This window comes from Pseudomonas sp. NFPP24 (assembly GCF_900112095.1).
In the GTDB taxonomy this organism is placed as follows: Bacteria; Pseudomonadota; Gammaproteobacteria; order Pseudomonadales; family Pseudomonadaceae; genus Aquipseudomonas; species Aquipseudomonas extremorientalis.
On the sequence record NZ_FOKD01000001.1, the window covers coordinates 616,351 to 638,481 of the forward strand.

17 protein-coding genes are annotated in these 22,131 nt (G+C 61.5%); 3 read left to right on the top strand and 14 right to left on the bottom strand.

From position 1 onward, the window contains the following. Positions 1-98: 98 nt before the first annotated feature. The 8 genes from dbpA to betI form a co-directional block, all read right to left on the bottom strand. Positions 99-1,436 carry an ATP-dependent RNA helicase DbpA gene (gene dbpA, locus BM026_RS02870; RefSeq protein ID WP_231501119.1) on the bottom strand — a complete coding sequence of 446 codons (1,338 nt, stop codon included), beginning with the start codon at positions 1,434-1,436 and terminating at the stop codon, positions 99-101. 130 nt (positions 1,437-1,566) lie between these two features. Continuing rightward, positions 1,567-2,994 carry a multidrug transporter subunit MdtD gene (gene mdtD / locus BM026_RS02875; RefSeq protein WP_093514136.1) on the bottom strand — a complete coding sequence of 476 codons (1,428 nt, stop codon included), beginning with the start codon at positions 2,992-2,994 and terminating at the stop codon, positions 1,567-1,569. A gap of 36 nt (positions 2,995-3,030) precedes the next feature. Next, a complete protein-coding gene (locus BM026_RS02880; RefSeq protein ID WP_093527276.1) occupies positions 3,031-3,879 on the bottom strand; it encodes an alpha/beta fold hydrolase in 849 nt (282 codons plus the stop codon). A gap of 199 nt (positions 3,880-4,078) precedes the next feature. Then, on the bottom strand, positions 4,079-5,395 hold the full coding sequence (locus BM026_RS02885) for a TldD/PmbA family protein (protein ID WP_093527278.1): 1,317 nt from the start codon (positions 5,393-5,395) through the stop codon (positions 4,079-4,081). Continuing rightward, positions 5,395-6,837, bottom strand: a complete 1,443-nt coding sequence (locus BM026_RS02890) for a TldD/PmbA family protein (protein WP_093527280.1) — start codon at positions 6,835-6,837, stop codon at positions 5,395-5,397. Before BM026_RS02890 ends, BM026_RS02885 begins: the two co-directional genes overlap by 1 nt. A gap of 181 nt (positions 6,838-7,018) precedes the next feature. Further along, positions 7,019-8,722 carry a choline dehydrogenase gene (betA, locus tag BM026_RS02895; protein WP_071490313.1) on the bottom strand — a complete coding sequence of 568 codons (1,704 nt, stop codon included), beginning with the start codon at positions 8,720-8,722 and terminating at the stop codon, positions 7,019-7,021. A 143-nt stretch (positions 8,723-8,865) separates the two neighbouring features. Beyond that, positions 8,866-10,338, bottom strand: a complete 1,473-nt coding sequence (gene betB / locus BM026_RS02900) for a betaine-aldehyde dehydrogenase (RefSeq protein WP_092242109.1) — start codon at positions 10,336-10,338, stop codon at positions 8,866-8,868. 91 nt (positions 10,339-10,429) lie between these two features. Next, positions 10,430-11,023 (bottom strand): transcriptional regulator BetI, encoded by a 594-nt coding sequence (gene betI, locus BM026_RS02905; RefSeq protein ID WP_017735982.1) that lies wholly within the window; start codon positions 11,021-11,023, stop codon positions 10,430-10,432. A gap of 378 nt (positions 11,024-11,401) precedes the next feature. On the opposite strand from betI, the gene BM026_RS02910 reads away from it, so the two are divergent. Then, positions 11,402-13,336 (top strand): BCCT family transporter, encoded by a 1,935-nt coding sequence (locus BM026_RS02910; protein ID WP_232000993.1) that lies wholly within the window; start codon positions 11,402-11,404, stop codon positions 13,334-13,336. Between the two features lie 52 nt (positions 13,337-13,388). Here BM026_RS02910 and choV read toward each other — a convergent pair whose 3' ends face one another. The 3 genes from choV to BM026_RS02925 form a co-directional block, all read right to left on the bottom strand. Next, entirely contained in the window at positions 13,389-14,567 is a 1,179-nt protein-coding gene (gene choV, locus BM026_RS02915) for a choline ABC transporter ATP-binding protein (protein ID WP_058426626.1), read from the bottom strand. Further along, complete coding sequence (gene choW, locus BM026_RS02920; protein WP_016972877.1) at positions 14,564-15,409, bottom strand: choline ABC transporter permease subunit; 846 nt, start codon at positions 15,407-15,409, stop codon at positions 14,564-14,566. Before choW ends, choV begins: the two co-directional genes overlap by 4 nt. 69 nt (positions 15,410-15,478) lie before the next feature. After that, on the bottom strand, positions 15,479-16,426 hold the full coding sequence (locus tag BM026_RS02925) for a choline ABC transporter substrate-binding protein (RefSeq protein ID WP_093527282.1): 948 nt from the start codon (positions 16,424-16,426) through the stop codon (positions 15,479-15,481). Between the two features lie 415 nt (positions 16,427-16,841). Between BM026_RS02925 and BM026_RS02930 the strand changes: the two genes are divergently transcribed. Both BM026_RS02930 and BM026_RS02935 read left to right on the top strand, forming a co-directional pair. Continuing rightward, positions 16,842-18,218, top strand: coding sequence for an L-serine ammonia-lyase (locus BM026_RS02930; RefSeq protein ID WP_093527284.1), 1,377 nt, complete (start codon positions 16,842-16,844; stop codon positions 18,216-18,218). Between the two features lie 508 nt (positions 18,219-18,726). Further along, positions 18,727-19,830: a choline metabolism transcriptional regulator GbdR gene (locus BM026_RS02935; RefSeq protein WP_005792167.1), complete on the top strand. Its 1,104-nt coding sequence runs from the start codon at positions 18,727-18,729 to the stop codon at positions 19,828-19,830. Positions 19,831-19,925: 95 nt separating this feature from the next. On the opposite strand, the gene BM026_RS02940 is transcribed toward BM026_RS02935, so the two are convergent. The 3 genes from BM026_RS02940 to BM026_RS02950 form a co-directional block, all read right to left on the bottom strand. After that, a complete protein-coding gene (locus tag BM026_RS02940) occupies positions 19,926-20,189 on the bottom strand; it encodes a hypothetical protein (RefSeq protein ID WP_010207120.1) in 264 nt (87 codons plus the stop codon). Positions 20,190-20,474: 285 nt separating this feature from the next. Further along, positions 20,475-21,635, bottom strand: a complete 1,161-nt coding sequence (locus BM026_RS02945) for a gamma-butyrobetaine dioxygenase (RefSeq protein WP_093514140.1) — start codon at positions 21,633-21,635, stop codon at positions 20,475-20,477. 9 nt (positions 21,636-21,644) lie between these two features. Further along, complete coding sequence (locus tag BM026_RS02950; protein ID WP_093527286.1) at positions 21,645-22,124, bottom strand: thioesterase family protein; 480 nt, start codon at positions 22,122-22,124, stop codon at positions 21,645-21,647. Between the last annotated feature and the right edge of the window lie 7 nt (positions 22,125-22,131).

The window sequence follows — 22,131 nt, forward strand, 5'->3', positions numbered from 1 at the left end:
AGCAATGTCCTCATACAAGTTCTGATTTGGAATACAGTCAAATGTGGGAGGGGGCTTGCCCCCTCCCACATTGGATCTCCATTGAAGCGGAGAGCCCGTTACAGGATGCGCACGCGCAACGAACGGCCTTTGATCTTGCCGTCATTCAAGCGCTGCAAGGCCTGCTTGGCGATCCCGCGTTCCACGGCCACGAAGGCCTGGAAGTCAAAGATCGCGATCTTGCCGACCTGGGCACCCGGGATGCCAGCTTCACCGGTCAACGCGCCGAGGATGTCGCCTGGACGAACCTTGTCTTTACGGCCTGCAGCGATGCACAAGGTGCTCATCTGCGGCAGCAACGGACCACCGCTTTGCGGCTTGAGGTTGTCCAGTTGGTCCCAGTTCAGTGGCGATTTCTGCAACTGCTCGATGGCCTGGGCGCGGTGCGCTTCGGACGGAGCGACCAGGCTGATGGCGATGCCGGTCTCACCGGCGCGACCGGTACGGCCGACGCGGTGGATGTGGATTTCCGAATCGCGGGCCAGTTCGACGTTGATCACCATGTCCAGCGAGTCGATGTCCAGGCCACGGGCTGCAACGTCAGTGGCAACCAGCACCGAGGTGCTGCGGTTGGCGAACATCGCCAGCACCTGGTCGCGGTCGCGCTGTTCCAGGTCGCCATGCAGGCCAACGGCGGAAATGCCCTTGGAGGTCAGGTGATCCACGGTTTCCTGTACTTGCTGCTTGGTGAAGCAGAAGGCCACGCAGGAGGCAGGGCGGAAATGCGCCAGCACCTTGGTCACGGCGTCCATGCGTTCTTCCGGTGAGATCTCGTAGAAACGCTGCTCGATCTGGTCATCGGAGTGGAACGCTTCGGCTTTGACTTGCTGCGGCGCGCGCATGAACTTTGAGGCCAGCTGCTTGATGCTCACCGGGTAGGTGGCGGAGAACAGCAGGGTCTGGCGGCGCGGCGGGGTCTTGCTGATGATGTCTTCGATGGCGTCGTAGAAGCCCATGTCGAGCATGCGGTCGGCTTCATCGAGGATCAGCGTGTTGAGGCCGTCCAGCACCAGCGAACCCTTGCGCAAGTGCTGCTGGATGCGGCCCGGTGTGCCGACGATGACGTGGGCGCCGTGCTCCAGGGAAGCGATCTGCGGGCCGAGGGACACGCCGCCGCACAGGGTCAGCACCTTGATGTTGTCTTCGGCACGGGCCAGGCGGCGGATTTCCTTGGCGACCTGGTCGGCCAGCTCACGGGTCGGGCACATGACCAGGGCCTGGCAGCCGAAGTAGCGCGGGTTGATCGGGTTCAACAGGCCGATGCCGAAGGCGGCGGTCTTGCCGCTGCCGGTCTTGGCCTGGGCAATCAGGTCCAGCCCCTTGAGGATCACCGGCAAGCTTTGCGCCTGGATCTGCGTCATCTCGACATAACCCAGCGAGTCGAGGTTAGCCAGCATGGCGGCGGACAGGGGCAAAGTATTAAAAGCGGTGGCGATGGTAGTCACGGGACTGGCTCTGCAAAACAAAATGTCGCGCAGTGTACCAGTCCCGTGGGAATTTCCCTGCAAGTTCTAGACGAGAAGCCTGTTAATGCTCGATGTCGTGCTCGCGGCTGACTACTCGTTTGCCATCGGTTGGCGACAACTGCAGGAAGATCGCCGCCGCCAGCATCGCCATGATGCCCACTGTCAGAAAGGTCAGTTGGAACGCTCCGAGTACGCTTTCCACCCCATCATTACCTGTTTCGGCGGTGAACCCGCCGAGCAGCGCACCCGCGCAGGCCACGCCGAGGCTGAGGGACAACTGCGCCACCACTGACAGCAAACTGTTGCCGCTGCTGGCCTGGGCGTCGTCGAGGTCGATCAGGGTGACGGTGTTCATCGCGGTAAATTGCAGGGAATTGATCGCCCCGAGTACCGCCAGCATGCACAACAGCAGCGGGTAGGGCGTGTGCTCGCTGACCAGGCCCATGCTCGCCAGCATGATGCCCAGCGCCAGCGTGTTGCCGGTGAGCACGATGCGGTAGCCGAGGCGTTCGATCAGGGGGCGGGCGATGGACTTGGCAAACATCGCCGCCGCCGCCAGGGGCAGCATGCTCATACCGGCTTCGGACGGTGAGTAACCCAGCGCGACCTGCAACAGCAACGGCACCAGAAACGGCAACGCACCGCTGCCCAGCCGCGCAAACAGGTTGCCGAGGATGCCGATAGCAAAGGTGCGGGTCTTGAACAGCACCGGCGAAAACAGTGGGTTGTCGATATGCCCGGCGCGCAGCCAATACGCCGCCAGGCACGCCAGCCCGCCGAACAGCAGCAACATCACCCGCAGGTGCGGCAGGTGCAGTTCGCCCAGGCCTTCCATGGCGATGGTGATCAAAACCATTGCCGCGCCAAACAAGAGGAACCCGACGCCATCAAAGCGCGTGCGTTCGCTGCCGCGCAGATCGGGGATGAGTTTCCACACGGCGTAACAGCCGACCATACCCACCGGCAGGTTGATCAGGAAGATCCAGTGCCAGGTCAGGTATTGCACCATCCAGCCACCCATGGTCGGGCCGAGTAGCGGGCCGAGCAGGCCGGGAATGGTAATGAAGCCCATGATGCGCACCAGTTCGGAGCGGGGGTAAGCACGCAGCACCACCAAGCGGCCGACCGGCAACATCAGCGCGCCGCCCAGGCCCTGGATCACCCGGGCGCCCACCAGCATGGTCAGGCTGCTGGACAAGGCGCACAGCAGCGAACCGATGCTGAACAGCATGATCGCGCCAAAGAAGATTTTCTTGGTGCCGAAGCGGTCGGCGATCCAGCCCGAAGCCGGGATCAGCAAGGCAACGGTGAGCATGTAGGCGATCACCACCCCTTGCATGCGCAGCGGGTTTTCAGCGAGGTCCCGGGCCATGGCCGGCAACGCCGTGTTGAGGATCGTCCCGTCCAGCGACTGCATGAAGAAGGCAATCGCGACCACCCAGGGGAGCCAGCGGGCGGTCTTGGCATCGAGCGGGACGCGATTGGGCATAGAGAACCTTTTTGTTAGCTGGCTATGTGTCGGCGATTATGCGCCAACCGGGGTGCTTTTTCCCACCAGGAAATCCAGCAGTTCACGGTGTACCGCTGCGGCGGCTTCATTGGATTCGAGGTCGAGCAAGTGGCCAGTGTGTTCGGCCACGGCAAAGCTGCTGCGCCCTACGTACTGCTTGAACAATTGCGCTTCGGCGGCGGGGGTGTATTCGTCGAGTGCGCCGTTGAGGAAGTGCACCGGTGTTTCAATCTGCTTGAGTGTCGGCAGGTAGTTGCCGTCGCCCAAGGCCAATACCTGATGGATGTGAAAACGCGCCTGGCGGTATTCGGTGGTGGCCATGCTCGACAAGTGCCGGTGGTTGTTGCGCTTGAGGCGGGGCGACAGGTACTTGCCCACGGTCTCGTTGAGCAAGTGGCCGACCGCGGACTTGTCATCGGCCTCGATCAGCACGCGCACGCGCTCCACATAATCGAGCATGGCCTGGTTGAGGCTGGGCGCCAGGGCCATCACCACCGAGCTTTCGATGGACGGCGGGTTATGGGCCAGGGTCAGCAACGTCGAGATGCCGCCCCAGGAGGCCGACACCAGGTGGTTGACCTGGAAGCGCTCGACCAGGGCGCGCAGCATCTGCACCTCGTCTTCCTTGGTGACCAGGTCCAGTTCGGCGTTGTGTTCCCTGGAATAGCCGGAGAACGGCAGGTCGAACAGCAGCACATTGAAATGCCCGGCCAGGCATTTGCTGGTGCGGGCGAAGGAACGCGTGGTGGACAGCGCGCCGTTGACCATCAGGACGGTCTTTTTTTCCGAATCGTTTCCTAGCTGCTCAACATGAACGTTGTAGTGTTTGAACAGCTTCTCTATGACAAAACTTCCATGGTTCATGTCAACGCTCCAGCTTGCCCTTCCCGGGCAAGGCCATGCTCTCGTGGGTGGGGTGGCGGGGTGCCACTAACCCTTATAACGAGGAATCTGGAGGTGAACAACAGGCCGAATGGCCAAAGTGTGGAGAAGGGAAGCTTCGCTACGGCGCAGGTAAATCCCCTGTAGGAGCCGGCAAGCCGGCGCCTACGAAGGATGGGGTTTACAGGGTGAGGGTCAGGCGTTTGACCAGGGCACCCGGCAACAGGTTGGAAGCGGTGTTGCGCTGGCTGTAGGTGCTGGCCGAGAGCAGCAATTCCCGCTCAGCGGTCAGGGCTTCCAGCTGCGAGCCGAGCAGGTTGTACACGCTGTCATCAAAGCGCATGGTGCTGACCGGTGCCTTGATCTCGCCGTCTTCCACCCAGAACGTGGCGAAGCGTGTCATGCCGGTCAGGCGCGCCGCCGGCAGGTCCGAGTAGTTCAAATACCACAGGTTGCTGATGTACAGCCCGGTGCCCAATTGCTTGAGGATATCGGCCTGGGCCAGGCCGCCGGCGGCCATCTGCAAGGCGCTGGGGGATTCGTCGCTGCTGGCGCCGTTGGTGCTCAGGCCGTATTCGGCGGCGCTGCGCGAGTTGACCAACTGGCCTTCGCCTTTGCCCGCGCTGATCAGTGTCACGTCACTGCGCGGATAGCCTTCGGTGGAAAACGCCTGGCTCAGGGAGCCGCTGATCTGTTCGTCCACGGTCACCAGCGGGCTCAGGGATTGTTCACCGGCATACAGCTTTTGCAGCGAACTGCCTTTGCTGGCAATGGCCTGGGCGGAAAAACCACCCCAGGTGATGAGGCTGATGATCTCTTCCAGCGCCGCCGGGGCGAGGTAGGCGCGGTACTGCCCGGGTGCCAGCTTGTGCAGCGGGCGGCCAAGGAATTCCAGTTGCTCGCGGGCTTGCTGGAAGCGCGCGGCGAACTCGGCGCTGTTCCAGGTGTGCCCGGCATAGCTGGCCTTGACCGCTTCACCATTGGCGTGGAACAGGCTGAAGTCGAAGTTGAAGCTGTTGGCGCGGTGCCAGCCGAACGCGCCGTCCGAGCTGGCAAAGCCACGGCTGATCGGGCCGGCAGCGTAGAAACCGACCAGATCAACACCTTCAGCAGCCTGGCTGATGTCTTCCAACACCCGGGCCAGGTCCGGCAGCGATCGCGTTTGTTCGTTGCTGCTTTGCCAGGCATTGTGGTTGAGCAGCAGGTACGGGTCCTTGGGTAGCAACGGCAAGGTGTCGCGCAGTTGTTGCAGGCCGTCGGCCAGGCGTTGGCGGTCCAGCCCCGCTTCGCCGGACAAGGTGATGCCCAGGTCGGCATGGCGGCCATCGTTGATCAGTTTCAGGGTGAGGCTGGCTTGTTGCACCTGGCCGGCCTGGCGCACCTTGGCGTGGTTGAAGCGTACGAATTCGGAGGCTTCATCCGCATAGCCGAGGTGGAATTGTTCGTTGTCGGTGATGGCCTGCTTGAGCCACTCCACCAGTGCCTTGAAATTGTTCATCAGGCATCTCCCCCAAATACATCGACATCACTGAATACGCAGGCCGGCGACGCATGGCCGACGCGAATCACCTGGTTGGGCTCGCCTTTGCCGCAGTTCGGTGTACCCAGCACCTTGAACGTACTGGCATCGCCGACGGCGCTGAGATTGCGCCAGAAGTTCGCGGAAATGGCCCGGTAGTTGGGGTTTTTCACCACGCCTTTCAACTCGCCATTTTCGATCAGTTGGCCCCATTCGCAGCCGAACTGGAATTTATTGCGCGCATCGTCGATGGACCACGAGCGGTTGGTCGACATCAGGATGCCGTTTTCGATGCCGCCGATCAGTTGCGCGAGGCTCTTGTCGCCTGCTTCGATATTCAAGTTGGCCATGCGATCGATGGGCGCGCGGTTCCAACTGCTGGCCCGGCTGTTGGCCACGCCTGGCATGCCTGCACGGAATTGCGACAGCGCTCCACCGAGGGGCTTGAGCAGCAGCCCCTCACGGATCAGGAATTGCTTGCTGGCTTTGGTGCCTTCGTCATCGTGGCCGTAGCTGGCCAGTTGTTCGGGAATGTCCGGGTCGAAGGTCACGTTCAGCAGCGGGGAGCCGTATTTCAGGTGGCCGAAGTCGCTGGCCTTCACAAAGCTGGTGCCGGCGTAATTGCGCTCGTCGCCGAGGATGCGGTCCAGTTCCAGGGGGTGGCCGATGGATTCGTGGATCTGCAGGATCATCTGGTCGGGCATCAGCAGCAGGTCACGCGGACCGTTGGGCGTGTTCGGCGCGGCCAGCAGTTGCAGGGCCTCATCGGCGATGCGCGGCGCGGCGCCGACCAGGCCGAAGCGGCTGATCACGTCGAACCCGCCTTGCTGGCCGAAGTTGCTGCCGCCGAGGGTGCGGGTCTGGCTGTCATCACCGTCGTAGGCGGTGACGTTGACGCCGGGGAATACAAAGCGCTGGGCCTGGCGCAACTGGGCACCGGCATTGTTCAGGTAGATCTGCTCGACGTGGGTCAGGCCCAGGCTGACTTCCCAGCTCACCAGGCGCTCGTCCTTGGGCACGGAGGCCGACTCGCTGCCGAGCAACTGGTAGCAATCGCTCAGGGACGGGAAGGGCTGTTGAAGCTCGGGCGACAGGTAATCGGCGACGTCACTGGAGACGTGTTGCGCGCGCAGGTCGAGCAAGGCGTGGGGGCTGATCAGGCGGGCTTGTTGTTCGGCACGCTCAAGGGCGGCTTGCAGGCCGGCGAGGGAAATGTCGTTGGTCGCGGCGTAGGCTTCCACACCGTTGAGACGCACGGTGAGCATGGCGCCCTCGTCGTGGCTCAGGTGGGGCGGTTCGGCGACGTTCTTGCGTACGGCCAGGTATTGGCCGGATTCGCGTACGTAGCGCAGCGAGAAGAATTCGGCGCGGGTGCGCAGGGCACTGAAGTGCTGTCTGAGTGTGGCGTGGTGGTCGAACATGGGGCCTTCCTTGTGGGCGGCTCGTCGCGGGCAGGCAGACAGAGTAGCTGATCAAGGAGGGGTTTTGCAGTGACTGGTCGGGCCTCTTCGGGGGCAAGCCCCCTCCCACACTTGATCGGGTTCACACGGTCAAAAATGTGGGAGGGGGCTTGCCCCCGATGGGAATACCGCGGTGTATCCGTTACTGCGCGGTAGGGCCCACTTCACGCAGCGGCTTGCCACGTACCGGCGCGTCGCCTGCCACGTAGTAGTCGGCGGTGCTGCGTGGCAATGGCTTGCGGCCACGGATCTTGTCGGCGATTTTCTCGGCGATCATGATCGTTGGCGCGTTCAGGTTGCCGGTGGTGATGATCGGCATGATCGACGCATCGACTACACGCAGACCCTGCATGCCATGCACGCGGCCTTCGCCATCGACTACTGCCATTTCGTCGGTGCCCATCTTGCACGAGCAGGACGGGTGGAACGCCGTTTCGGCGTGCTCACGGATGAACTTGTCCAATTGCTCATCGGTTTGCACATCGATACCCGGGCTGATTTCGCGGCCACGGTAGGGGTCCAGCGCCGGCTGCTGCATGATTTCACGGGTCAGGCGGATGCCGTCGCGAAATTCCTGCCAGTCCTGCTCGGTGGCCATGTAGTTGAAGAGGATGCTCGGGTAGTCCCGTGGGTTCTTCGACTTCAACTGGATGCGGCCACGGCTCGGCGAGCGCATGGAGCCCATGTGCGCCTGGAAGCCGTGCTCTTTCACACCGTTGCTGCCGTTGTAGTTAATCGCCACCGGCAGGAAGTGGTACTGGATGTTCGGCCATTCGAATTCTTCACGGGTGCGGATGAACCCGCCCGCTTCGAATTGGTTGCTGGCGCCGATGCCGGTACCGTTGAACAGCCACTCGGCACCAATGGCCGGCTGGTTGTACCAGAGCAGCGACGGGTACAGCGACACGGGCTGGGTGCAGGCGTATTGCAGGTACAGCTCAAGGTGGTCCTGCAGGTTTTCACCGACGCCTGGCAGGTCGTGGACCACCGGGATGTCGAGGCTTTCCAGCAGTTTGGCCGGGCCGACACCGGAGCGTTGCAGCAATTGCGGCGAAGCGATTGCGCCGCTGCACACCAGCACTTCCTTACGGGCGCGGGCTTCGACGCGCTCTTCGGCGGCGCCGATCAGGTAACGCACGCCAACCGCACGTTTGCCTTCGAACAACACTTTGTCGGTGAGGGCGTGGGTGACGATGGTCAGTGTGGAACGCTTCTTGGCGGTGTCCAGGTAACCGCGTGCGGTGCTGGCGCGACGGCCTTTAGGCGTGACGGTACGGTCCATCGGGCCGAAGCCTTCCTGCTGGTAGCCGTTCAAGTCTTCGGTACGCGGGTAACCGGCCTGCACGCCGGCTTCGACCATCGCGTGGAACAGTGGGTTGTTGCCAGGCTTGGGCGTGGTCACGCTGACCGGGCCATCGCCGCCGTGCCAGTCGTTGGGGCCGATATCGCGGGTTTCGGCCTTGCGGAAGTACGGCAGGCAGTCGAGGTAGGTCCAGTCTTCCAGGCCCGGCAGCTTCGCCCAGTTGTCGTAGTCCATGGCGTTGCCACGGATGTAGCACATGCCGTTGATCAGCGAGGAACCACCCAGGCCCTTGCCGCGCCCGCATTCCATCCGGCGGCCGTCCATGTGCGGCTCTGGATCGGTTTCGTAGGCCCAGTTGTAGCGGCGGCCTTGCAGTGGGAACGCCAGGGCGGCTGGCATTTGCGTGCGGAAGTCGAAACGGTAGTCGGGACCACCGGCTTCCAGCAGCAGGACGGTGACGCCTTCGTCTTCGGTCAGACGGGTCGCCAGGGTGTTACCGGCGGAGCCGGCACCCACAATGATGTAGTCGTATTCTTGGGACATTGGATGCACCCTCTTTGATGTGTGGTCAGGTCGGGCCTCATCGGGGGCAAGCCCCCTCCCACATTTTTGAATGTATTCGCAAATCAAAGTGTGGGAGGAGGCTTGCCTCCGATGGCGGCCTCAGGCAATACATGGCCCGGGTCTTAGAACACCGAGGCGTAGTCGCCCAGCTCAACCTGTACCGATTTGATGCGGGTGAAGTTGTTCAGCGAGCTGATGCCGTTCTCACGGCCCACACCCGATTGCTTGTAGCCACCGACCGGCATCTTCGCGTCGGATTCGCCCCAGGCGTTGATCCAGCAGATACCCGCTTCCAATTGGTGAATCACGCGGTGAGCGCGGTTCAGGTCTTTGGTCACCAGGCCAGCGGCCAGGCCGAAGTCGGTGTCGTTGGCGCGGCGGATCACTTCTTCTTCGGTCTCGTAGGTGAGGATGCTCATCACTGGGCCGAAGATTTCTTCACGGACGATGGTCATTTCGTCGGTGCAGTCGGTGAACACGGTCGGGGCCACGTAGGCGCCTTTGGCGAAGTCGCCGTCGGTCAGGCGGTCGCCACCGCACAGTACGCGTGCGCCTTCTTCCTTGCCTTTGGCGATGTAGCCCAGCACGCTTTCCATGTGGGCGAAGCTGACCAGCGGGCCGAAGTTGGTGTTGTCGTCCTGCGGGTCGCCGACGCGGATGCGCGCAACACGCTCGACGATCTTGGCTTCGAATGCCGCTTGCAGGTGCTTGGGTACGAACACGCGAGTGCCGTTGGTGCAGACCTGGCCGGAGCTGTAGAAGTTGGCCATCATCGCGATGTCGGCGGCGCGATCCAGGTCGGCGTCTTCGAACACGATCAATGGCGACTTGCCGCCCAGTTCCATGGTCACTTCCTTGAGCGAGGAGCTCGACGCGCTCGCCATGACTTTCTTGCCGGTGTCGGTGCCGCCGGTGAACGAGACTTTCTCGATGCGAGGGTGCTCGGTCAGCCAGGTGCCGACTTCACGGCCGCTGCCGGTCAGCACGTTGAACACGCCCGCCGGAACGCCGGCTTCGGTGTAGATCTCGGCCAGTTTCAGCGTGGTCAGCGAGGTGACTTCGCTTGGCTTGAAGATCATCGCGTTGCCGGCGGCCAGGGCCGGTGCGGATTTCCACAGGGCGATCTGGATCGGGTAGTTCCACGCGCCGATACCGGCAACCACGCCCAGCGGCTCGCGGCGGGTGTAGACGAACGAGGTGTCGCGCAGCGGAATCTGCTCGCCTTCGATGGCCGGCACCAGGCCTGCGTAGTATTCCAGCACGTCGGCGCCAGTGACGATGTCGACGTACTTGGTTTCGGAGAAGGCTTTACCGGTGTCCAGGGTTTCCAGGGCTGCCAGCTCGTCGTTGCGCTCGCGCAGGATGTCGACGGCACGACGCAGGATGCGCGAGCGCTCCATGGCGGTCATCGCGGCCCAGATTTTCTGGCCTTTCTCGGCGCTGACCACGGCACGTTCAACGTCTTCTTTCGTCGCGCGTTGCACTTGGGCGAGAACTTCACCGTTAGCCGGGTTGATGGCTTCGAAGGTGGCATCGCTGCCAGCGTCGCTGTAGCCGCCGTCAATGTAGAGTTTTTGCAGTTCGAAACGGGCCATAAAGTCCTCGCAAGTGCATAAGTGGTTGGCGTTGACTGCCGTACCGTAAGCCGGTGCGGCAGCGTTCAGGGGTTGAGCGTTTATGTGTGCTCTAACTCACCTGCTTGGCCAATTGGAAATCCATGTATTCGTAAGCGATCCGTTGCGCCTGCGCCGTGTCGAAAGCGTCTCCCGACAGGGCGCCGCGCAACCACAAACCGTCGATCAGGGCCGCCAGGCCTCGGGCTGCTTTGCGTGCGTGCGGCAGCGGCAGCACTCGGCGGAACTGGCAGCACAGGTTGGAATACAGACGTTGATCGTTGATCCGCTGCAACCTGTGCAATGACGGGTGGTGCATGCTGGTGGCCCAGAAGGCCAGCCAGGTTTTCATTGCCGGTCCGTTGACCTGGCTGGCGTCGAAGTTGCCCTCGATGATCACCTGAAGGTGCGCCCGTGGGCTGTCGTCCGTCAGCGCCTGCCGGCGCTCATGGACGTTGTCGATCAGCGCGTTCATCAAGTAGCGCATCGTCGCTGCAATAAGGCCGTTCTTGTCCTTGAAGTAGTGACTGATGATGCCGTTCGAGACGCCGGCCAAACGGGCGATCAGCGCAATGCTGGCATCTCCCATTCCGACCTGATCGATGGCCGTCAACGTGGCTTCGATCAACTGCTGGCGGCGTATGGGTTGCATACCGACCTTGGGCATGTAGCACCTCTCCTTAGGCCTGCGGCGGGCGATAAACGTCCGTCGGCTTGATGGCCAGTCTATTTTGTTTTGATTGAACGTTCAATCAACAAAGAATAAGATCTGCGACAAATGGTCGCGTCCTACAGGTATTTCCCACCTGCAGGCGCGACATCCGGCACCTGGTTAAACCCCCGAAACGTCCCTGGGCACTGCGCCCGTGGGGGACAGGGATTTAAGGGGTGTCTTTATAACACCCGTCCGTCGACTGCCGAAAAATCGATGTCCCGGGATAACCGTTGCCTTGTGTTTCTCTCTCGCACTGCCCGGAGCATCTGCGCCATGAGTTCTGCCTCTCTTATAAAAACCCCACCGGAAAAGGTGCGGGTCAACGGTTGGGTGTTCTACACCTCCACCGCGCTGATTCTGTTGTTGACTGCCATTCTGATCATCGCCCCGCAGGAGGCCGGGCGCATGCTCGGTGTTGCCCAGGCGTGGCTTTCGAAAAGCTTCGGCTGGTACTACATGGTGGTCATCGCCGCCTACCTGGTGTTTGTGGTGGGCCTGGCGTTTTCGTCCTACGGCAAGTTGAAACTGGGCAGCAAGGACGACACCCCGGACTTCAGCTACGGCGCCTGGGCCGGCATGTTGTTCTCCTCGGGCATCGGCATCTCGCTGCTGTACTTTGGCGCCTCGGAGCCGCTGGACCATTACTTCAACCCGCCCGAAGGCGCAGCCGCCAGCAATGGCGCCGCACGCCAGGCGCTGCAACTGACCTTCCTGCACTGGGGCCTGCATGGCTGGGCGATCTATGCCCTGGTCGGCCTGGCCGTGGCGTACTTCGCGTATCGCCATAACCAGCCGCTGGCCCTGCGTTCGGCGCTGTACCCGCTGGTGGGCGAGCGTTGGGTGAAAGGCGCGGCCGGCCATGCGGTGGACGGTTTCGGTATGTTCGTGACCCTGCTGGGCCTGGTGACGAACCTGGGGATTGGTTCGATGCAGGTGTCGTCCGGGTTGGAAAACCTGTTCGGCATGCAGCACAGCAACACCAACCTGTTGATCGTGATCATCGTGATGAGCACCGTGGCAACCATTGCTGCCGTGTCGGGCGTGGAGAACGGCATCCGCCGCCTGTCCAACCTCAACATCGTGCTGTTCAGCGGCCTGTTGATCTTTGTGCTGTTGTTCGGCCCGACCCTGCATTTGCTCAACGGCCTGGTGCAGAACACCGGGGACTACCTCAACGGCATCATCCTGAAAACCTTCGACCTCTACGTGTACGAAGGCGACGCCGACAAGACCGAACGCTGGATGGGCCTGTGGACCCTGTTCTACTGGGCGTGGTGGATTTCCTGGGCGCCCTTCGTGGGCATGTTCATCGCGCGGATTTCCCGTGGTCGCACGGTGCGTGAACTGGTGGCCGGCGTGCTGCTGATTCCGCTGGGCTTTACCCTGGCGTGGCTGTCGATCTTCGGTAACTCGGCCCTGGACCTGGTGCTGAACCACGGTGCGGTGGAGTTGGGCAAGACGGCGCTGGAGCAGCCTTCCATGGCCATCTACCAGTTGCTGGAGCATTATCCTGCGTCGAAAATTGTTATCGGCGTGTCGATCTTTGTAGGCTTCGTGCTGTTCCTTACCCCGGCGGATTCGGGCGCGGTGATGATGGCCAACCTGTCGTGCAAAGGTGGCAACGTGGATGAAGATGCGCCGCACTGGCTGCGGATCTTCTGGTCGGCGGTGATCACCCTGGTGACCATCGGCCTGCTGTTTGCCGGCAACTTCGAAGCCATGCAAACCATGGTGGTGCTGGCGGGGCTGCCGTTCTCGGTGGTGCTGATCTTCTTTATGTTCGGCTTGCACAAGGCGATGCGCCAGGACGTGGCCATCGAACAGGAGCAGGCGCAATTGGCCGAGCGTGGTCGCCGTGGTTTCAGCGAGCGTCTGACGGCGCTGGACCTGCAACCGAGCCAAGGCACTGTGCAGCGTTTCATGGACAAGCATGTGACGCCGGCGTTGGAAGAGGCGGCGACGGCGTTGCGTGATCAGGGCTTGGAAGTGCAGACCCTGCTCGGTAAGTCCAAGCGTTGCATCGGTGTGCGCATCGAGATGGAAGAGGGCAACCCGTTTGTCTATGAAGTGAGCCTGGATGCCTACTCGTCGGCGCCGAGCGACCTGCCCGAGGAAGAGCGCACTCGCTACTACCGTGCCGAGGTGTACCTGCACAACGGACCTCAGGAATACGACCTGATGGGCTTCACCCAGGAACAGATCACCCGGGATGTGCTCGATCAGTTTGAAAGCCATCGGCAACTCCTTGGCCGGGTCTATAGCTGATAGTTGAAGATGGGTGGTGTCCTCACTGACACCACCTGTCTACTGTGCAGTGTCAGCCCAGGTTCTTGCCCAGCAGGGCGTGGTACAGCTCACTGTCTCCCAGAATCCCCACCACCTGGTTGTTGTCATGCAACACCAGCTTGTTGCCGGTGTGATAACGAATCTGCAACGCATCGCGCATGCCGATGTTCGAGTCCACCAGTGTCGGCAATCGACCCAAACCTTCCACCGCTTGCCCCGGCGCCCAGTTCTGCAGGTTCATCACCGCGCCGTTCTGGCGGGCGCCCTTGATGGTGTTGCCTTCGGCCAGGTCCAGCCACGAGTCGCCGCCCGGATCGAGGCATACCGAACCGTTCACGCGCTTGCAGTTGTCCAGGGTGCGCATCAGGCTGCGACCGCACAGCACGTTCAGCGGGTTGGTGTGGGCGACGAAGGTACGCACATAGTCGTCCGCCGGGTTCAGCACGATCTCTTCCGGCACGCTGTACTGGATGATCTTGCCGTCTTTCATGATTGCGATACGGCTGCCCAGCTTGAGCGCTTCGTCGAGGTCGTGGCTCACGAACACGATGGTTTTGCTCAGCTTGCGTTGCAGCTCCAGCAACTCGTCCTGCAGGCCTTGCCGGATCAGCGGGTCGAGGGCGGAGAAGGGTTCATCCATCAGCAGGATATCGGCGTCCATCGCCAACGCTCGGGCCAGGCCGACGCGCTGCTGCATGCCGCCGGAGAGTTCGTCCGGCTTCTTGTTGCGCCACTGGGTCAGGCCCACCAGTTCAAGCTTTTCATCCACCAGCTTGCGCCGGTCTTTCTCTGGGCGGCCCTGCATCTCCAGGCCGAAGCTGATGTTTTCGCGCACCGTCAGCCAGGGCATCAGGGCGAACTTCTGGAACACCATGGCGATGCGCTTGGTGCGCATCATTTTCAGCTCGGCGGGCGTGCAGGACGCGATGTCGATCTGGCGACCTTCATGCTCCACGAACAACTGGCCACGGCTCACGGTGTTGAGACCGTTGATGCAGCGCAGCAGGCTCGATTTGCCGGAGCCCGACAGGCCCATCAGCACGCAGATCTCACCTTTCTCGATATCCAGGCTGGCTTTTTCCACGCCGACAATCTGTCCGGTCTTTTTCAGGATCTCGTTACGGCTCATGCCCTGGTCCAGCAGCTTGAGCGCTTCGCGTGGGTCTTTGGAGAAGATCACGTCGACTTTGTCGAATCGGATAATGCTCATGCATCACCCCCTACTTTGGCGTCGGGTTGTTTGCAGATGCGGTCGAGCATGATGGCCAGCAGGACGATCGCCAGGCCCGCTTCAAAGCCCAGGGCGATGTCAGCGGTGTTGAGCGCGTTGACCACCGGCTTGCCGAGGCCGTCGGCGCCCACCAGGGCCGCGATCACCACCATCGACAACGACAGCATGATGCATTGGGTAATGCCGGCGGCAATGCTCGGCATGGCGTGGGGCAGTTCAATGCGCGAGAGCAACTGACGACGCGAGCAGCCAAAGGCCTTGCCGGCGTCCATCAACTCTTGCGGTACATCACGGATACCCAGGTAGGTCAGGCGGATCGGCGCGGCAATCGCGAACACCACCGTGGAAATCAGCCCAGGCACCACACCCAGCCCGAAGAGGGTCAGGGTAGGGATGAGGTAGACGAAGGTCGGTACGGTCTGCATCAGATCGAGCACCGGCCGCATCATGGTGTAGAACAACGGTTTGTGCGCGGCAACAATGCCCAGCGGCACACCGATGACCACGCAGACCAGGGTGGCGAACAGCACCTGCGCCAGGGTCTCCATGGTTTCCTGCCAGTAACCCAGGTTGAGGATCAGCAGGAAGGAGGCGATGACAAAAACAGTCAGTCCCCATTTACGTTGGATAAAGTGAGCCAGCAGCGCAATCAGACCGATCAATGCCAGCGGATTGAACCAGGTCAGCGCAAACGTCACGCCGTGGATCATCGTTTCCAGTGTCGATGCGATTGCGTCGAAATAGTTGGCGCCGTGTTGGGTCAACCATTCGACGAAGGCAGCGATGTACTGGCCTAGTGGGATTTTCTGTTCAGTCAGCATGGTAGTGAATGTCCACATGCGAAGAGGGAAAACATCCCGGGGCAGCGCACCGCCCCGGGGTCAGCGGCATTACTTGGAGAGGTAAGCTTTCACGGCCTCCAGGCCAGGTTTGCCATCAACGGTGGTGACACCGGCGAGCCAGGTGTCGAGTACTTGAGGGTTCTTCTTCAGCCAGGCTTTCGCCGCGGCGTCGGGTTTCATCTTGTCGTCCAGGACATTACCCATCAGGGTGCTTTCCATGTTCAGGGTGAACACCAGGTTCTTCAGCAACTGACCCACGTTGCTGCATTCCTGGGTGTAGCCCTTGCGGGTGTTGGTGTAGATGGTGGCCTGGCCGTAGTTGGGGCCGAAGGAATCATCACCCCCGGTCAGGTACTTCATCTTGAAGCGGGTATTCATCGGGTGCGGTTCCCAGCCGAGGAACACGATGGCCTGGTCGCGCTTGGTGGCGCGTTCGACCTGGGAGAGCATGCCGGCTTCGCTGGACTCGACGACTTTGAAACCGGCGGTTTTCAGGCCGAAGGCGTCTTTGTCGATCAGCGTCTGGATGGTGCGGTTGCCGTCGTTGCCCGGCTCGATGCCGTAGATCTTGCCGCCCAGCTCATCCTTGAATTTGGCGATATCGGCGAAGTCCTTCAGGCCTTTGTTGTACAGCGCTTCCGGGACCGCCAGGGTGTACTTGGCGTTCTCCAGGTTGGCGCGCACGGTTTCCACGGAGCCGGCATCGCGGTACTGCTTGATGTCGTTTTCCATGGTCGGCATCCAGTTGCCGAGGAAGATGTCCATGTTCTTGCCGTCGGCCAGGGACTTGTAGGTCACGGGCACCGAAATCATCGTGGTGCGTGGCTTGTAGCCCAGGCCCTTGAGGACTTCGCTGGTGGCGGCGGTGGTGACGGTGATATCGGTCCAGCCGACATCGGAGAAGTTGACGGTCTGGCATTGTGCCGGTTCTGCAGCGTGCGCCACGACTGGCAGACTCAGCATGGCGGCCAACAACAACGAGGGTGAAGCTTTCATGGGGCTAGACTCCTGTGTTTTTTCTGACGGCGTTCGCCGCGCTTTATAAGTGTTGCGGTTGGAGCGTGCGACAACAGCTCTGGCACGGTGCCTTGCAAACGAGTCGAGACTGATCATGTACCAGTGAAAATCTGACGCCTACAGGGGGCGTCGTATCCAGTACAGGGAGGGTCGTATCCAGTGTCGGTGACGTCGCTTACAGGTTTTTCCCAAGGCAAAACTGCAGTTTTTGCCCATCTGCACCGCTAAAAACGGCCAAAACCGGTGATCGCACAGGCGCGACGCTGGTGAGCATGGGTGCGTCGGTGTGAGACGCCGTGACGGCAAACAAAAGCTTGATGATGCCGCCATCTGGGCGATCTGAGCGTAGCAGCTCGTTGGTGTCCGGCCTGTTCACCTGCGGAGTTCCACGTTAATGGCTATCAGTGTTTTCGACCTGTTCAAGATCGGCATCGGGCCTTCGAGTTCTCATACCGTCGGCCCCATGCGCGCCGCGGCGTTGTTCGTTCAAGGGTTGCGTGAACGTGATCTGTTGGAACAAGTGCGGCGCGTCGACGTTCAGCTGTATGGCTCGCTGTCGGCCACCGGCATCGGCCATGGCAGCGACACCGCGACCATCATGGGCCTGATGGGCGAATGGCCGGACGCCATCGACCCGTCGCAGATCGGCCAACGCATCCACGCCCTGCGCGAGACCGACACCCTGCTGCTCGACGGGCGCTTGCCGGTGCCCTTTGTCTGGGCCAGGGACATGCGCCTGCTCGACGAAAACCTGCCGTTCCATCCCAACGCCATGACCCTGGTGGTGTCGGGTGACAACGGCGAGCTGCACCGCGACACCTACTATTCGGTGGGTGGCGGTTTCGTGGTGGATGAAGCCCAGGCGCAAAGCGGCGTGGCCGATATGGACCGCACCGAATTGCCTTACGACTTTTCCAGCGCGGTGGAGCTGTTGCAGCTGTGCAAGACCCACAACCTGCGCGTGGCCGAGTTGATGATGGCCAACGAGAAGGTCTGGCGCTCTGAAGATGAAATCCGCAGCGGCCTGATGAAACTCTGGCGCGCCATGCAGGATTGCGTGGAACAGGGTCTCAAGCACGAAGGCATCCTGCCCGGCGGCCTCAACGTGCGCCGGCGTGCCGCCAAGTTGCACCGCAGCCTGCAGGAGTTGAACAAGCCCAATGTGATTGGTTCGACCCTGAGTGCCATGGAATGGGTCAACCTGTTCGCCCTGGCGGTGAACGAAGAAAACGCCGCCGGTGGACGCATGGTCACGGCGCCCACCAACGGCGCTGCCGGGATCATCCCGGCGGTGCTGCATTACTTCATGAAATTCAGCGAAGAAGTCACCGAGGCCAATGTGGTCGACTACCTGCTCGGTGCGGCGGCGGTGGGCATTCTGTGCAAGAAGAACGCCTCGATCTCCGGCGCCGAAGTCGGCTGCCAGGGCGAAGTGGGCTCTGCCTGCGCCATGGCCGCCGCCGGGCTGGCCGAGATCCTCGGCGCCACGCCGGAGCAACTGTGCAATGCTGCCGAAATCGGCCTGGAACACAACCTGGGGCTGACCTGCGACCCGGTGGGCGGCTTGGTGCAGGTGCCGTGCATCGAGCGCAACGCAATCGCGGCGGTGAAGGCGATCAACGCGGCGCAAATGGCGCTGCGCGGCGACGGCCAGCACTTTATCTCTCTGGACCGGGTGATCCGCACCATGCGCGATACCGGGGCGGACATGCATGACAAGTACAAAGAGACATCGCGCGGTGGGTTGGCGGTCAGCGCGGTGGAGTGCTGAGACCGCGTTGCCTGCATCGGGGGCAAGCCCCCTCCCACATTTGGATTGGTGAACACAGTCAAAGGTGGGAGGGGGCTCGCCCCCGATAGCAATCATCCAGGCGCCGCTGCGCAAAAAGTGAACACCCCAACCAAAAGCGCCACCTTTTAGCGCGTCGCAAATAGATAAGTAGCTTGCGAACGATTTTCGACCTGACCACTGACCTCCCGCGCTTTGGGTGACAGACTTCTCCCACACCCGCAAAGCGCCTTCCCACAAGTGCTACCGATCTGCTCACACACCTTGCCCGGGCGTGTTCCTACGGCCAATTCCAGCCATAACCGTACGTGCGGCGCGGGCTTATTTAGACGCGTCATGAGGTCGTTTTTAGGAGTTATTGGACGGCCATTCAAATTTAGGCATGGCATTTGCTCTATCAATTCAAAGCCTCTCTCCTCGCCGGATGAAGAGCGCAATAACAAGAGCCTCGCCTGAGGCCATCACCTGCTTTGTGTGAGGAGATACCGCGATGACGTCGTTCAACTCCGGGGCCCAACCCCAGAACCGTGCGCCTCAATCCATCGGCTTTTTGCTGCTGGACAATTTCACGCTGATTTCCCTGGCCTCCGCAGTCGAACCGCTGCGCATGGCCAACCAGCTCTCCGGCCGCGAGCTGTATCGCTGGACGACCTTGAGCGTCGATGGAAACCAGGTGTGGGCCAGCGACGGTCTGCAAATCACTCCCGACGCTTCCATGCACAAAGCGCCCGCCCTGGACACCGTGATCGTGTGCGGGGGTGTGGGTATCCAGCGTACCGTGACCCGTGAACATGTGTCGTGGCTGCAAAGCCAGGCACGCCAATCGCGCCGCTTGGGCGCGGTATGCACTGGCAGTTGGGCCTTGGCTTGCGCCGGTCTGCTCGACGGTTTTGATTGCAGCGTGCATTGGGAATGCCTGGCTTCGATGCAGGAAGCCTTCCCCCGCGTGGCCATGAGCACACGCCTGTTTACCCTCGACCGCAACCGCTTCACCAGCTCGGGCGGCACCGCGCCGCTGGACATGATGCTGCACCTGATCAGCCGCGATCACGGTCGCGAACTGTCGGCCGCCATCTCCGAGATGTTTGTGTACGAACGCATCCGCAACGAGCAAGACCACCAGCGCGTGCCGCTCAAGCACATGCTCGGCACCAACCAGCCGAAGCTTCAGGAAATCGTCGCGCTGATGGAAGCCAACCTGGAAGAACCGATCGACCTGGATGAACTGGCGGTATACGTCGCCGTCTCACGTCGCCAGTTGGAGCGGTTGTTCCAGAAGTACCTGCATTGCTCGCCGTCGCGTTACTACCTCAAGCTGCGCTTGATCCGTGCACGGCAGTTGCTCAAGCAAACGCCGATGTCGATCATCGAAGTGGCGTCGGTGTGCGGGTTTGTGTCCACGCCGCACTTCTCCAAGTGCTACCGCGAATATTTCGGCATTCCGCCACGGGATGAACGCGTCGGCTCCAACACCACCCAACAGGTGGCGATGATGCCAATTCCACAGGCGCTGGTGTTGTCGCCGTTGTCGGGGCCGATGTCGGCGTTGAGTCAGGCGCGCAATGAGTCGACGTTTGCCAGCGTAAGGCTCTAGACCGAGGTTTCTGCATCGGGGGCAAGCCCCCTCCCACATTTGGATGGGTGAACACAGTCAAAGGTGGAAGGGGGCTTGCCCCCGATAGCAATCTATCAGGCGCCAGAGTTCTGCTTGAACTGCACCAGTGCCGGCAACAACTGCTTGTCGATTGCCTGGCGCACGGCCGGCAGAATCGTCGCACTGCCGGTGTACATCTGCTCCACCATGCCCTTGAGCGCCTTGGCCCGTGCCTCGCTTAAGCCGCGTACCGCGCACTCGCAGGCCTGCTCGGCAGTGGCGCCGCTGGACACTTCGAAACCCAGCGAGCGCAGTTGGCCCAGCAGGTCATCCTGGTCAATCAAATCCGCGTGCATCATGACGTTTATCCTGGTGAGGTGAACGGGGTCTGACTGGGATTCTGGTAGCCACCCAAGAGGGCGGCAAGCGCAGATTGTACGAATGCCTCAGATGGCTATGAGCATGTCGTTTTCGGGCCATTTACCGGCGGCGGTAATGGGCACACTGAGTACCAGCAAACAGCTTGAAGGTTTGGTCACCCTCGGGATGTCACGCTCACACAAGGCCCTCTGCCTCGATCCAGTCACGGCTGGATCGGGGTTTTTTTGTGGGGGCGGGCTTGCTCGCGAAGGGCGCGCCAGGGTCTACCGTTGCAACACCAGAATGCGCGAGAGCAACTCATCCCTATCGATATAACACCCTTGAAAATGCCGAGCCCCGGAAGCCGGGTCAAAAGCATGACGCGCATGCAACGTGCGGCGGTTATCGAAGCACCACAGCTCACCGGGGTTCAGGCGCTGCACCACACGAAAGCGATCTTCCCGCGTCATCGCGATAAAGCGCCGATAGGCGCGATACAGCAACGGCATCTGTTCCACACTCGTCTCAAACGGCCCGCGTAGAAAATTGGCCATGCGGATCTCCGCGATATCGCCCAAGGCATCCAGCGCAATGATCGGCGCCAACTGGCGGTAGTCGCTGTGACGGTCCTTGTTGCGAAACTCCACCGGGATGTCGCACAGAGCCAGGAACGCTTCGGGGTCTTCGGTACGCAGGGCGCAGGCGATGGCAAACCCATCGACAAAAATACTTTCGCCACCGTCGGCATCGTTCACCAGGCAATGCAAAAACTGCAGGCCCGGTTGCAGCTCCCGCGTGGGCAAGTCACTGTGCAACGGCAGGTTGAAGGCGGTGTAGGCATTGCTGTCGGCATCGGCCTTGGATTGCACGTTGAACAGCACGCCGAAGTTGCTCTCGCGGATGAATGAAATGCGCTTGGCGACCAGCGCCAGGGCGCCGGGCTCGGTGGGCACGCCGCGGATTTGCGTGAGGCCGCAGTCACGTAGCGCCAGCAGCCACTGCAACAATGCGTGGGGGTCTTGCATGACCGCTGAATAGTCGAACACCGGCAGTTGGAAGCGGCTGTCCCACAGCTGAGGTTTGGGCTTCGCCGCCCAGCGTTCGGCGCGGGACTCATCGTCGTAGGCATGCGCCCGCAGCCAGCCGGGGTCGTACTGGCTGCGGTGGCCGCCGCTCCATTGCACGCTCAACAAGCCTTGATCGATGCGTGCGTCGACAGCGCTGAGGTGCTCGTCCACATCGACAATCTCCAGCACCTGCTCGCGGGTCACGCTGTACACGCATTCCGCGCAGGGGCAGTTGTCCCGCAGCCACTGATGATGAAACGGGCTGACCCGCCCATCGGCCCATTGCACACGAATCTGATCATTTAGCACCCGCACCTGCGCAAGGTCGCAGATCTTCGGGTAGGTACGGAAATCGGCAACAGCGGCGGCGGTTTGCATGGGGTCTCCTTATGGTTTTTTGGGTGGCAGTCCAATCACTCGGCCGAGCAGGGCGGGGCGAGGCAGGTCAGCCTGCTGGGCGCTGATGGCAGTGAGTCTTTCCAACGTGGCATCGGTGAACGGCGCGGCATGCGGACCGGCCAGGTCAACATGCAACAGCATCTGTTCGTTGCCCGCAAGTTCCTTCTCATCCCCCACCAAGTGCAGGCTGTGATAGAGGTGCAGGCGCTTGGCGTCATGGGCGATCAGTTGGGTATGCACCTCCACGTCGGCGCCGAGTTTCACTTCGTGCAGGTAGTTCAGGTGCAGCTCCAGGGTGAACAGCGAATGGCCGCTGGCTTCGCGGTTTTCACTGTTCAGCCCGAGGATGTCCATCAGCGCGTCGGTGGCGTAGCTGAAGATCAGCAGGTAGAACGCGTCGCGCAGATGGCCGTTGTAGTCCACCCAGTCGGGGTGGACCTGGGTGGTGTAAGTGGTGAGTGCGGGCATGTCAGGG

Bases quoted from the DNA above. Each gene is read 5' to 3' on its own strand.
- BM026_RS02935 (WP_005792167.1), top strand. From the start codon at position 18,727: ATGACGTCGTTCAACTCCGGGGCCCAACCCCAGAACCGTGCGCCTCAA.
- choW (WP_016972877.1), bottom strand. From the start codon at position 15,409: ATGCTGACTGAACAGAAAATCCCACTAGGCCAGTACATCGCTGCCTTC.
- BM026_RS02945 (WP_093514140.1), bottom strand. From the start codon at position 21,635: ATGCAAACCGCCGCCGCTGTTGCCGATTTCCGTACCTACCCGAAGATC.
- BM026_RS02880 (WP_093527276.1), bottom strand. From the start codon at position 3,879: ATGAACCATGGAAGTTTTGTCATAGAGAAGCTGTTCAAACACTACAAC.
- BM026_RS02890 (WP_093527280.1), bottom strand. From the start codon at position 6,837: ATGTTCGACCACCACGCCACACTCAGACAGCACTTCAGTGCCCTGCGC.
- dbpA (WP_231501119.1), bottom strand. From the start codon at position 1,436: ATGCTGGCTAACCTCGACTCGCTGGGTTATGTCGAGATGACGCAGATC.
- BM026_RS02930 (WP_093527284.1), top strand. From the start codon at position 16,842: ATGGCTATCAGTGTTTTCGACCTGTTCAAGATCGGCATCGGGCCTTCG.
- BM026_RS02940 (WP_010207120.1), bottom strand. From the start codon at position 20,189: ATGATGCACGCGGATTTGATTGACCAGGATGACCTGCTGGGCCAACTG.
- mdtD (WP_093514136.1), bottom strand. From the start codon at position 2,994: ATGCCCAATCGCGTCCCGCTCGATGCCAAGACCGCCCGCTGGCTCCCC.
- BM026_RS02925 (WP_093527282.1), bottom strand. From the start codon at position 16,426: ATGAAAGCTTCACCCTCGTTGTTGTTGGCCGCCATGCTGAGTCTGCCA.
- betI (WP_017735982.1), bottom strand. From the start codon at position 11,023: ATGCCCAAGGTCGGTATGCAACCCATACGCCGCCAGCAGTTGATCGAA.
- choV (WP_058426626.1), bottom strand. From the start codon at position 14,567: ATGAGCATTATCCGATTCGACAAAGTCGACGTGATCTTCTCCAAAGAC.
- BM026_RS02950 (WP_093527286.1), bottom strand. From the start codon at position 22,124: ATGCCCGCACTCACCACTTACACCACCCAGGTCCACCCCGACTGGGTG.
- betA (WP_071490313.1), bottom strand. From the start codon at position 8,722: ATGTCCCAAGAATACGACTACATCATTGTGGGTGCCGGCTCCGCCGGT.
- betB (WP_092242109.1), bottom strand. From the start codon at position 10,338: ATGGCCCGTTTCGAACTGCAAAAACTCTACATTGACGGCGGCTACAGC.
- BM026_RS02885 (WP_093527278.1), bottom strand. From the start codon at position 5,395: ATGAACAATTTCAAGGCACTGGTGGAGTGGCTCAAGCAGGCCATCACC.